Annotated in this window: 12 protein-coding genes; 9 read left to right on the forward strand and 3 right to left on the reverse strand. The window is 71.8% G+C overall.

All coding sequences use genetic code 11. From position 1 onward, the window contains the following. From FB455_RS29260 to FB455_RS29270, 3 genes are all read right to left on the reverse strand, one after another. Window positions 1-994, reverse strand: a 994-nt coding sequence (locus FB455_RS29260; RefSeq protein ID WP_145755432.1) for an MAB_1171c family putative transporter, incomplete at its 3' end; no start/stop codon positions are given. Further along, entirely contained in the window at window positions 915-1,439 is a 525-nt protein-coding gene (locus tag FB455_RS29265; protein WP_145755433.1) for an ImmA/IrrE family metallo-endopeptidase, read from the reverse strand. The genes FB455_RS29265 and FB455_RS29260, both read right to left, overlap by 80 nt. Before the next feature lie 167 nt (window positions 1,440-1,606). After that, a complete protein-coding gene (locus FB455_RS29270; protein ID WP_145755434.1) occupies window positions 1,607-2,017 on the reverse strand; it encodes a helix-turn-helix domain-containing protein in 411 nt (136 codons plus the stop codon). Between the two features lie 233 nt (window positions 2,018-2,250). On the opposite strand from FB455_RS29270, the gene FB455_RS29275 reads away from it, so the two are divergent. The 9 genes from FB455_RS29275 to FB455_RS29310 all read left to right on the forward strand — a co-directional run bounded on the left by FB455_RS29275 (window position 2,251) and on the right by FB455_RS29310 (window position 11,833). Next, on the forward strand, window positions 2,251-2,604 hold the full coding sequence (locus FB455_RS29275) for a hypothetical protein (RefSeq protein WP_145755435.1): 354 nt from the start codon (window positions 2,251-2,253) through the stop codon (window positions 2,602-2,604). Between the two features lie 49 nt (window positions 2,605-2,653). After that, window positions 2,654-2,839: a hypothetical protein gene (locus FB455_RS29280; protein WP_145755436.1), complete on the forward strand. Its 186-nt coding sequence runs from the start codon at window positions 2,654-2,656 to the stop codon at window positions 2,837-2,839. 4 nt (window positions 2,840-2,843) lie between these two features. Continuing rightward, window positions 2,844-5,183, forward strand: a complete 2,340-nt coding sequence (locus tag FB455_RS29285; protein WP_145755437.1) for a phage portal protein — start codon at window positions 2,844-2,846, stop codon at window positions 5,181-5,183. Between the two features lie 58 nt (window positions 5,184-5,241). Next, window positions 5,242-7,092, forward strand: coding sequence for an HK97 family phage prohead protease (locus tag FB455_RS29290; protein WP_145755438.1), 1,851 nt, complete (start codon window positions 5,242-5,244; stop codon window positions 7,090-7,092). 164 nt (window positions 7,093-7,256) lie between these two features. Next, on the forward strand, window positions 7,257-8,612 hold the full coding sequence (locus FB455_RS29295) for a phage major capsid protein (RefSeq protein ID WP_145755439.1): 1,356 nt from the start codon (window positions 7,257-7,259) through the stop codon (window positions 8,610-8,612). Between the two features lie 73 nt (window positions 8,613-8,685). Next, entirely contained in the window at window positions 8,686-10,281 is a 1,596-nt protein-coding gene (locus FB455_RS29300; protein ID WP_145755440.1) for a flagellar biosynthesis protein FlhF, read from the forward strand. Next, entirely contained in the window at window positions 10,278-10,556 is a 279-nt protein-coding gene (locus FB455_RS29305) for a hypothetical protein (RefSeq protein WP_145755441.1), read from the forward strand. Before FB455_RS29300 ends, FB455_RS29305 begins: the two co-directional genes overlap by 4 nt. A 68-nt stretch (window positions 10,557-10,624) precedes the next feature. Further along, entirely contained in the window at window positions 10,625-11,227 is a 603-nt protein-coding gene (locus FB455_RS34415; RefSeq protein ID WP_186466457.1) for a hypothetical protein, read from the forward strand. Window positions 11,228-11,230: 3 nt separating this feature from the next. Beyond that, window positions 11,231-11,833 (forward strand): hypothetical protein, encoded by a 603-nt coding sequence (locus tag FB455_RS29310; RefSeq protein ID WP_145755442.1) that lies wholly within the window; start codon window positions 11,231-11,233, stop codon window positions 11,831-11,833. The last annotated feature ends 229 nt before the right edge of the window (window positions 11,834-12,062 follow it).

The following is a 12,062-nucleotide window of genomic DNA, read 5'->3' on the forward strand; positions in this document are numbered from 1 at the left end:
GCTGGCATTTGAACAGGGCGAGGTTCATGACGTCCTGGTCGAGCCAGGGCCGCAGTTCCAGGTATCCGTCGCGGACCTCGATGACGCGGCGGTAGACCCGCCAGTCGTCGCCGGAGATGAGGGTGCGCAGCACCTCGCCTGCGGAGTCGGCTCCTCGGGGCCGGTCGAGGGCCAGGCCGGGGTTTCCGTCGAGGACGGCCTGCCACAGGGGCCGTAGTTTTTGGGCGGCTCGGGCGCGGCGGACGCGACGGACGCCGGCGGCGATCCTCGGTCCGGCGGTGGGGAGGACCGCGCCGACGGCGAACAGGGCGCAGGCAGTGAGGATCAGGGACTCGGTGGCGGCGAGCAGCTGCGAGCTCACCTCGAACAGGCCGAGTCCTTCGGCGGCGGCGTCGATACCGGACAGCAGCGCGAAGGGAAGGGCCAGCCAGCCCGCGACCGCGAACGCCGTCAGGCCCCACCAGCTGTACGGGTAGTCACGCAGCCAACGGCGGTAGATGCCGGACTGTACGGCCAGGTCTGTTGTGGCGGCGGCGAGGAGCAGCGCGTACACGCTCTCGTGGATCGCGACAGTTGGCGTCGCCCGGTAGTAGGCGCCCTCGGTCGCGGGGCGGGCGTCGGGGCCGCCGAGCAGGAACAAGCCGACCATGCCGACCGCGACGCCGAGGGCGAGGATGTAGCGCCACTGGCTTTCGCTCCGGGCCGCTTCCGGCGGCAGATGCCAGTGCAGCAGCATGACTTCCAGGGCGGTCAGCGAGGCGATGATGGCGAGGTGCTGGCTGAGTTCGGAGGTGCCGGTCCAGCCGGTGAGCCTGTTGAGAGCGTCGTCTGCCTGGTAGCCGGCCCACACGCCGATGGTGAGGAACGCCATGCCGAGGATGAGTGCTTGGCGGGCCGGTGACCGGCGGGGCGGCTCAGGTGTACTGCGCAGCGGCGCCCAAGCCACGTACGCGGTGGCGGCGCACAGCAGCAGGATCAGCAGTGTGGGCGGCACGGGCGGGTCCTATCGCGTTGAAGGTAGCGAGGATGGCCACGGCCTGCCGCGACGGCGGGGCTGGGCGTTTCTGGCCGGCTCGCTGGAGCACCTCGGTGGCGAACACCTCGGCCTGTTGTTCCTGGATGTCCGGGTAGCGGGAGCGGGAGCCGGTGTGGGCGAGGGTGCGGCCGTCGTGGCCGAACAGGATGTGTCCCAGCTCGTGCAGGATGATCAAGTCGCGGTGGGGGCCGGAGGTGCCGCGCTCGTAGGCGATGTAGTCGGCCTGGTCGGTGGCGACCCATAGGCCGCAGACGCCGCCGGCGGTGTCGGTCGGCAGCAGCTGGATGGGTCGTCCGCGTCGGGCGCTGATCGTCTCGACGTAGCGGGCGATGTCCCAGGGGGCCGGTGGTGAGAACCGGTCCACGAGGGGGGTGATCTGTCGGCGGAGCTGGTTGATCGGCATGGGGCGGGGCGCTCCGGTGGATCCAGTACCGGTGGGGGTCCACCACGCTGCATGAGGGAGGGCTTTCTGGCAAGGATCTTCACTCAGGGATGAAATTCCCGCCGATGAGTGCCAGCGTGGTCGATCCCGTTAACGGGACTTTAGCCCCGATCGGGTGTTGACTGCCACTATTCACCTCGGTGTTCGAGTCGGCGGACCTGTTCGAGGACGTTCAGGACCATCTGCTGGCTCTGCTCGGTGAGGCCGGCCGCGCGGGCGGCGATGTGCCGCACGCCGGCGTCGGCCATCGCGGCACGCAGCTCGGGGTCGATGGTGTCGTGCTCACCGAAGAAGTAGCCGGGCGTCACACCGAAGAAGCGGGCCAAGCCGTAGATGGTCTCCAGGGTGGGGTTGCTCGACTGGCCGGTGCGTAACGCCCAGACGGCGGTCTTGGAGATTCCGACGGCTATGGCGACCTCGGCGTCGCTGTAGCGGCGCCGGGTTGCTGGGTTCGGATGGGTGACGAAGAGATGTTCGAGGAGTTCGGCGAAGGTCTGCCGCGGGGGGGTCGACATTTCCACCATGCTTCCCTCGGCCATCCGGCCAGTCAAGTCAACCGGACGGCCTGGCGTTAGATTCGTTCACTGTAGTTGACGCGGGGGCGGGTGATCACCGTATGCTCGGGCATCACAGCAGCCAGCGACATCGACCGGTTTTCGCTGGTCATCGACATACTTCGCTACGCGAGCCGGGGAGGACGGCGGGCCGCAACCCTGCCCCAGATGTCGCCGAAACAAGCAGATCCCTCCCCTCGTGCTTGGAGGTCACCCCCTTGCCAGCAGCGGTCTTCAGCCCCGAACACCAGTGGTACGCGGCAGCAAACGTCACCATCGAACCCGAGTCCGCCGAACAGGCCCTCGAAGACGGGTACATCGTCCTGACCGCGGGGGTCAGGGTAGATGTGCTCGACCTGCGGTGCGCTCAGTGCCAGGGCTGGTACGACGCAGTGCGCGGACAGACATGCTCGGCCGCGACCGTCGGCACCGCTCACCTGCGCGGCGGCCCGGACGGGCGCCGCAAGCGCAAGTGCCCCACTCACCTGATGCCCTGGGACGCCTGCGAGCACCTGCACGAGGAGCCCCACAACTACGGCCGGCCTCCCATGCCCGCGATGGCGGTCGCCTGACCACGCGCCCGGGGGACGCTAGCCCTTCGGTGGGCCTACCGTCCCGGCCGTGAGCCGCCGACTTCTGACCAGCCGCCGCGCCCGCGACATCACCGGCGCCGTCCTGCTCGCCGCCGGGGTCCTGACCGTCGCGGCTGCCGCAGTGGTCGCCGCGTTCGGCTGGCATCCGCTCGCCGGTGCCGCGCTGGCCGGCGGCCTCACCGCCGGAGTCGGTTTCCTGCTGGGTAGGGAGTAACCGGGTGCCGCTGTTCCCCAGCCTCCGCCTCGGCCGCCGCGCCGACGACGTGGAGACCAAGACGGTCGATACGATCCGGTGGTCCACCGACAGCGGGCAGATGCCCGACTGGCTCGGCGGGAAACGCCGCCAGCAGAAGTGGGACGTCGAGCGGGCCGTCTACCAGGCGTATGAGCGGACCGTCTGGCTGTGGCGGGGCACCTCCCTGATGGCCGGGCACTTCTCCCGGCTGCCGTTCCGGTACAAGGTCGCCGGGACCGACGAGTACGTGGACGACCACCCCGTGGTCCGGCTGCTCCAGCCGCACGCTCAGACCAACCCGTTGGAGAAGGGCCGCGCGTTCAAGCGGCGCCTGTTCATCCAGGTCATGTACTCGCCGCGTGGCGCGTTCGTGGAGTTCACCCGTTCCCGTGGCGGGGACATCATCCGCCTGGACCTGCTGCCCCCAGGCCGCACCGTGCCGGTGCCCACCGAGAGCGCGAAGAGTGGGCGGGTCGTGGCCGGTGACCGGCTGATCTCCCACTTCGAGACGAAGATGCCCGACGGCTCGGTCCGGACCGTGCCGTTCGACCGGGTGTGGTGGATCCGCGAGCCGCACCCGCTGGACCCGTTCCGGGCGGACACGGTGATGTCGGCGCTCGGCGCGTCCGTCGAGATGGACGACCTGGCCCGGCAGATCAACGTGCACTGGATGCTCAACGACGGGCACGTACGCGCGATCGTCGGCATCAAGGGCGGCCTCAACGGCGAGGACACCACGAAGCTGGAGCGCCGCTTCGGTCGGGGTCCGGTCGACGCCGGCAAGGTCACCATCGTCAACTCCGACCAGGTGAGCTACGCCGACCTGTCGGCCCGGCCGAAGGACATGCTGTACGAGCAGCTGACCCGCAACGCGCGGGAGGAGATCCTCGGCGGCATCGGTGTACCCGAGAGCCTGCTCGGCATCTCCAAGGGCTCGACGTTCGACAACGCCGCGCAGGACAAGTACAACTTCTGGACCGAGACCATGCCGCCGCCGCTGGAGCTGATCGCAGCGGAGATGGTCGACCCGTTGGACGAGCGCGACCTCGAACCGGAGTTCGACCTGTCCGGTGTCGAAGCGCTGCGGCTACCTCAGCGGGCCGTCCGCGAGGAGGCCCGGCTGGAGGTGCAGCAGGGCCTCCGCACCATCGAGTCGTACGCGGAGCTGGCCGGCTACGAGGTGCACTCCACGCCCGAGACCCGGGCGCTGTGGCTGCCCAACACCGGGAAGGCACAGATCCCGCAGACACCGGAGGACGTCGAGGAGGCCGAGAAGCGCCGCGAGGAGATGGCCGCCCAGATGGCCCCTGCGGCCGACGGCGGCGACGAGGAGCAGCCCGGCGACAAGCCCCCCACCGGGAAGAAGCCGGACGAGAAGCCGGACAGCGAGACGAAGCCACCTGCCGGCAGGAAGCCACGCGACGCCGCCGACCGTGAGAAGCCAGCCGGCGAACCGGCCGGCAAAACCGCCCTCGGGGTAGCCCGGTACGGGCTGAAGGCCGCCGCCGCGCCAGCCCGCACGGTGAGCAGCGAGCAGGTGGGCGGCGAGGCAGCCGAGGCCGCGGTGACCGCGGCACTGACGGCTCTGACGGCCCGATGGGCGGCGCGGACGTCGGCGCGGCTGCGGTCCCCGAAGGCCCGCAAGGGCACCCGGCACTGGACGGCCGACCCCGATATGGAGGTGGACCGGCGGGTCGGGCTGAAGGCCCTCGACACCACGGCGGCCGTCGACCCCGACGTGTGGGCGCAGGACACCGAGGATGCCTTGAGCCCGCTGATCGCGGCCGCAGCTACGGGCGCCGCCGTCACCGCGGTGGGGCTGCTCGCCGGTCCGTCGGCAGGCACGGCCGCCGCAGGCCGGGAAGCGGCGGCCGTGGCCACCGCAGCGGTCACGGCCGCCGCTGACGCCGCCCGCGCGGCCGGCCTCAAGCTCGCCGCGTCCCTCGCCGCCGGGGAGGCCGCCGGAGAGACCATGGAGCAGCTCACCGCCCGGGTCGACGCCGGGTCGCTGCTCAGCTGGGCGAAGAGCGTCGCCGGTCACGCCGTCCGCACGGCTGTCACCGGCGGCATGTACGCCGCGGCGCGGGCTGCTGCCGCGCTCGGGCTGGAGGTGACCGCGACGTGGCGGGACCGCCGTGACAGCGCCGTCCGGACCACCCACCGCAACGCCAACGGGCAAGCCCGACCGGTCGGCAAGACGTTCTCCGTGGGCAAGGCGCAGCTGCGGTACCCGCGCGACCCGGACGGCCCGCTGGAGGAGACGATCGGCTGCCGGTGTCGGCTGACCCTCAGCGCCAAGCGGGCCACACGAGCGGGACGCTAACCCGGCGGCGGAGCGACCATGCCGGGCAGACTCTGCCCGCCCATCTGGAGGCACGCTCATGGGAGCATCTGCCGGCACCGCCGACCTCGACCTGTCGGCTCCGCCGCCGCAGCTGGAGTACAAGGCCGCCGGCGCGTCCGGTGTGCTGCTCGACCACGACGACGAGCACGGCATCGTGGAGTGCCTGGTGTCGATCACCGGCATCAAGGACGACCAGGGCGACATCATCACCCCCGGCGCGTACGCCGACACGCTCGCCAGGCGCAAGAGCAAGGGTGTCCGGCACCACGACTGGGCTCGGATGGCCGCGAAGACCCTCGTCCAGGAGGAGTGGCTGCCGGGTGACTCCCGGCTGCCGAAGACCCTGCCGGACGGCTCCCCGTGGCCGAAGGAAGCCGGGGCGCTGTACATCAAGGGCCAGTACAACCTGGACACGAAGGACGGCAAGGAGGGCTACTCGAACGCGAAGTTCTACGCGGACGAGGGCCAGTGGTCGATCGGCTACCGGGCGGTGCCGGGGCACGTCACCCGCCGCAAGGGCGACGGCGCGCGGGTGATGGCGAAGGTCGACTTCTTCGAGTGGTCCGATGTGCTGCACGGCGCGAACACCCAGACGTCCACCCTCGGCGTGAAGGACGCGACGGGCGGCGGGTTCGGTGCCGCCTTGGACCAGCCGGACGAGCTGGAGGCCAAGTTCGACCCGTCGCAGCCCCGCGACGCCTCCGGCCAGTGGACGGCCGGCGGGTCCGGCGGCGCGGCCCCGGCCGGGCCGGGCGGCGACCCGAACGCCAAGCTCGGCCCGGACTGGCTGAAGCGGGTCCTCGGCGGCGACCGCGCGCTCGTCGAGGGCAGCGGTGGTTCGGGCAGCTCCGGGTCGGGCGACGGGGCGGCGCGGAAGAAGGAACGCGACGCCGAGGCGGCCCGGCGGGACAAGGTGCAGGCCGCGTTCGACCGGGAGCGGGCCGCCGAGCGCATACGGCGCGCGGACGCCGACCGGACGGTCGAGGCCGCGACCGGCGAGACGAAGAAGGAACTCCAGGCGGCGGAGCGGGAACGGCGCCGCCAGTGGCAGGAGGCGTTCGACTCCGCGCGGGACGCCGAGCGGGAGCGGCGCCGCAAGTGGTCGGCCGCGCAGCGAGGGAAGAAGACCGCCGAGGTGTACCCGGAGCTCGATGGGGACCTGGAGCTGGCGGTGGACGACGATGCGCTCACCGACGAGGTGGGCGACGAGGAGACCGCCGGTGACACCGGCGAGAAGGGCGCTTCGGTGACGCTGGAAACCAAGGTCAGGGACGTGCTTCCCGGCTCGTACGAGGAGCGGCGGGACGCGCTGCGGGAGGCCGCCCGGCAGGCACTGGCCGGGCCGAGGGATCAGCACGGGCAGCCGGAGTGGTGGGTGTACGTCGTGGGTACCTGGGACGACCACGTGGTCGTCAACCGGTCGCCCCGCGACGACGGGGAGACGCAGACCTGGCAGATCCCCTACACCGTCGGCGAGGACGGGACGATCAGCTTCGGGGAGATGCTGCGGGTGCAGCTGGTCGCCCAGGTGGTGCCGGCCACCAAGTCCGGCGACGTGCCGGAGGTGTCGGGGGCGACGGTCGCGTCCGTGGCCGAGCTGCTGGCCGACGCGACCGCGCAGCTGTCCCTGGCGGTGGCCGCCGACGCGGCCGGGGTGAAGGGCGCCCAGGTTGCCGATGGAGGGTCTGAGCGGCTCGCCGCGTCGGTCGGTCAGCTGCTGGACGCACTCACCGAGGCGGGCGTGGATCTCGACGCGGTGCTCGACCCCAACAGCACGGCGGGTGAGAAGACCGGCGGCCAGGTGGAGGAGAAGACCGGCGAGCCGGACGACAGCATGGTGCTCGACTTCGAGCAGATGCAGGCCGACCTGGCGGCGCTGCGCGACTGACCGAACGGGTAACGGGCGGGCCGGGGACGTTAACCCCGGCCCGCCTCTACGTTTCCGGGCAGCCACGGGCGCACGGCCTGCGGGCGTTCCCGGCGGTGGCCGGGCCGACGCGACGCCTCCCGCCCGGGCACGACAACGAATCCGTGCCCATCTGGGAGACCACCATGACCACCAGCACGAAGGTGCGCGACGAGATCACCGGTCTCAAGAACGCGCTGAAGGAGAAGACCGCCGAGATCGACGCCATGACCGGCGCGTTCGAGGTGAAGGACGGCAAGGTCAGCCTCCACGGTGACCAGGCCAAGGCGTACCTCGCGGCCACCGAAGAGGCGAAGACGCTGAAGGCGCTGATCGACGCCAAGGCCAGCAACGCGGGCCTGCGGGAGTGGCTCGACGCCCCCGAAGGCGGGTCGGTCGCCGGTGCCGCGAGCGCCGCCCACCACGCCATGAACGGCGGGCAGAGCCTCGGCGAGCAGTTCCTCGCCTCGGAGTCGTGGGCCGAGTACAAGGGCCGCGGCTACCGCGGCCGGATGACCTTCGAGGTCGACGGCGAGTCGATGTTCCGCAAGGGCGTGGACGCCGGGGAGATCGGCGCGAAGGACGTCTTCTCCGCGATGGCCGGCAACCTGACCGGCGTGCAGGCCCTCGGCACTCACCAGCAGCGGCCCCTGGTGGAGAAGCTGCCCCGGCTGATGCACGTGCGGAACCTGTTCCCGCCGGACGAGACCACCGCCGCGATCCTCTACGGCATCCGGCAGACCGGCTTCGTGAACAACGCCGCCGCCGTGCGGGAGCGCGCCGCCGCTGACGGCGTGTCCGCGCCGACCGGCGCAGACACCGACGTGTTCGGGCGTGCGCCGCGCAGCAAGCTCACCCTCGCGGTGGTCACGTACCCGCTGGCCACGATCAGCCACGTCATGTACGCCCACCAGCAGACCCTGGACGACGAGCCGCGCATGCGCGGCCTGATCAACCGGCAGCTGATCGAGGGTGTGCGGCTGGAGGAGGACGACCAGATCCTCTTCGGCGACGGCCAGGGCGCCAACATGCGCGGCATCCTCAACACCGCCGGCGTGCAGACCTACAACCAGCCGCTGACCGGCGGCAACCCGACGGAGAAGAAGACCGTCACGCTGCGGCGGGCGATCACCCGTGTCCAGCTGGCGGAGATGGCCCCCACCGGGATCATCATCAACCCGCTGGACTGGGAGGACATGGAGCTGGAGACCGACGACAACGGTCGCCTGACCCTGGTCACCTCCATCGCCGTCGGCGCCGAGGAGCGGGTGTGGCGGCTGCCGGTCGTCGCGACCACCGCCATGCCGGAGGGCCGGTACATGCTCGGCGCGTTCGGGCTCGGCGCGCAGCTGTTCGACCGGCGCTCCGTTCAGGTCGACGTGTCGACCGAGAACCTGGACCTGTTCGAGCGGGACGGCGTGACCCTGAAGGGCCACGAGCGGGTCGGTCTGACCGTGGACCGGCCGGAGGCGTTCGTGCAGGGCTCTCTGCACGTCGGCTGACCAGGCGCGTAAGGCGGGGCCGCAGGACGTTTTCCTGCGGCCCCGCCTCATACCGGCCCTGTCCCCTGCCTCGGTGAGGAGCACCATGCTGTCGACGCGGGCCCGCTACCGGGTGGTGGCACCCCTACTCACACCGCTCGGCTACGCCCGGTACGCGGTGAAGGTGTGGCGGGCCGAGGATCACCCTCGTGACCCGCGCACCGGCCGGTTCATTCCGAAGCCGGGCGGCCCGAAGCGGCCCCGCCGGCCGTCGGCCCGTAACCATGTTGCGTCCACGCGGGCGTGGGAGGCGGCGCAGCGGGCCCGGCAGGCGATGCCCGCCGATGAGGCCGGGTGGCGGTCCGCGGTACGCAAGGAGATCCGCCCGGCGGAGCGGGCCATCGATCGGCGGGTCGCTGAGCTCGAAGCGGAGCTGACCGCCGTCCGGGACACTCTCGCGACGCGGCGCGCCGAGCTGGACGCCGAGTTCCGGCGCAAGCGCACCCCGAAGGCGAAGCGGGAGAGCATCGCCAACGAGCGGCTCGCCGACGAGATCCGGGACGTGGCCATGGCGGAGTCCCAGCTGGCCTGGATGCGTGGCATCGCCGACAACCCGGAGGAGCTGGCGAAGCCGTCCAACCGTGGTCTCGGCAGGATGCTCGCGCCGCAGGTCGAGATGACCTACCCGAAGGATCCGGTGGGTCGGGCGCTGCCGCCCGAGGAGTACCAGCGGGCACTCGACCATGTGCTGGAGGCCGGGAAGGCGCTGCACGACGATTTCTTGGACGCGAAGCGCCGCGACAAGGAGTACAACGACCTGCAACGCAAGCTCGACGGGGAGCTGGGCCCCGAGGCGATCCGGAAGGCGTTCGCCGCCCAGGACCCGGGCCGGCATGATCTGATGGCTCGCCGCAACGTCGCGCAGAAGGCGCAGACCCGCCGGGAGCATGAGCTGCTGAAGCAGCTGCTCGCCTCGGTGCGGCCGTTCGGCGGCGTGCGGCACACCGCGGCACCGGCCAGCGAGACCAGCCGCCGCGTGTATGGCGCCGAGGCTGCCCGCCCGGACTGGGAACAGCGGCTGCGGGAGGCGGAGGCGTACTTCCCGGATGACTGGCTGAGCCTGTCGTCCAAGGCGGAGCTGCGGGTCGCATCCAGCCAGCGGGCCTTCCACGCCGGTAGCCGGGGCGGCGACTCGTCCCTGCTGGCCATGCCGGTCACAGCCCGCGATCAGGACGTCTACATCGGGGCGTTCCGGGACTACACCCACGAGGTGACCGTCCACGAGATGGGCCACCGCATGGAGATGACGGTCCCGGGGTTGCAGGAGCTGGAATTCACGTTCGTGCGGCGACGGTCCATGCGCGGCACCAGTCTGGAGCCGCTGGCCCGGCTGAAGGACATGGTGCGGCACAGCGGCTACGACGAGCGGGAGGTGGCGTTCCCGGACGACTGGCGCAACCCTTACGCGGGCAAGTCGTACGAGCAGGTCGGACGCGTCAACGGTCGGCCGTTCGTGCAGGATCCCGACCCGGGCGCTCGGCCGTGGGAGGTGTTCCAGGTCGGGTTGCAGGACACCTTCGGCCGGAACCCTCGCTTCGGCGACGACGAGTTGCAGCACTTCACGCTGGGAGTGCTGGCTACCCTCGCGCGTACCGAGGCGAAGCCGAAGAGGAAGCGGAGGAGCCGGTGACCTGGCGTGTGGAAGGCCGAGACGGCCGGTGGGCGGCGCTCGGCGAGAACGGGCAGCTGGACTGCGACGACGCGACGTTCGCCGACCTGACCGCGTTCGAGGGGCGGGCGGTGCCGATCACCCCAACCGGGCCGGCGTACGCGCCGCTGAGCGCCACGGACCCCGTGTGGCAGTACCTGGTGGTGCTGCACGTCGTACCCGGGCCACTGACGATCACTGGTGACCCTCCCTCGGTGCCGCCGCCCGGCCCCACGCCAGAGGACGTGGTGTTCTAGCCGGGGACGTTAGCCGGTTGCGGCCGTACGGTGCGGGGCGATCCGTCACCCGTCAGCAGGAGATCCTGATGAGCCGCAGCACCGCCAGGAAGGCCACCGCGCCGGCCGCGCCCAAGGAGACCGCCGAGCCAAGCGGCCAGGCGGAGGGCGCCGCCCAGCCGTCCGCGCCGCTGGCCCCGCCGGCCGAGCAGCCCTCGACCAGCACGCAGACCCCGACCAGCACGCAGGCCCCGACGACCGCGCAGGCCCCGGCCGCCGAACAGGCCCCGAGCAGCACGTCGGGGCAGTCCGCGCCGCTGGCCCCGCCGGTCGCGCAGGCCCCGGCCGCCGCGCCTCAACCAGCCGCCGCTCCGCTGGCCCCGCCGGCGAGCCCGAACACCGCTCCCGCGGCACCGCTGGTCGCACCGGCCCCGGTGGCGCCCGCCGACGCGGACGCCTTCCTGGGCTACGTGGACGACGCCGGCGCCCCGATCGACCCCGACGACCTGTTCGACATGTCCGGGGTCGGCACGATCGTGGTGGCGAAGGTCCGCGCGAACGCGCTGATCCGGCGCGGCAACTCCCGGACCGAGCTGATGTCGCTGGCGTTCCCGCAGGGCACGGAGGTCAACCGGGCGACCGCGCTGGAGGCGATCGCGCTGGCCCGCGCCGCCGCCCCAACCGAGGGCTGATCGGTGACGTCGCCGCTTCCCCCGCTGATCGTGCCCGTCGACCAGGTGGCCCGGCTGGCCGGGCTCGACCCCACCGAGGAGCAGGTGCAGTTCGCGGTGGAAGCGGCGATCCGGGCCGCCACTGCGGCGGCCGAGGGCTACCTGCGGCGCATGGTGGTGCCGGTGCAGCTCACGCAGCGCGGGGTCCGGCCGCTCGACTCCGGATGGCCGCTGGAGCACCCGCCCGCCCGGATCGTGTCGGTGACGCCGGAGACCGACCCGACCGGGTGGGAGACCGGGTTTTTCACCGTCGTGTACGAGACGGGCCTCGACGGCCGGGAGCCGCAGTACGCGGCGATCCGGGAGTGGGTGACTGCGGCGGCGCAGGTTCACCCAGCGGTGCGCCGGCTCTCCGGGTCGGCCGGGCGCGAGGTGAGGTCGGTCAGCGCCGAGGGACAGTCCGTGTCGTACGAGCCGATCCCGGGGGCTAGTGCGGCGCCGACGGCGGGCGTGCCGCCGCTGACGTCGCTCGACTTCTGGCGGTCGGCCGACGGCCTGGCGTGGCAGCGGTCGGATCGCGTGGGAGCCGTTCCCGGCGCGGACTTGACCTGGCCATACGTCCTTTGATCTTGGCCGGGGACGCTATGCCCGCCAGGTCGATACTGTGCGCTCGCGATCCGGGGGGGTCGTTCCTCCGCTCGGGGGTGTTGGTGGCGGGTCCGGCGATCACGGGCGCCGGGCCCGTCGTCCAGCAGGCGCGTCCTACCGGTAGGTAGCGGCTTGGTGCCGGGGCGGGCGTCATGTGACGCAGGGCGCATCGTTTACGTCGTCCTAGGACACACCTTTGCCCAGGTGA

It is taken from the genome of Micromonospora sp. CNZ296 (genome assembly GCF_007827635.1).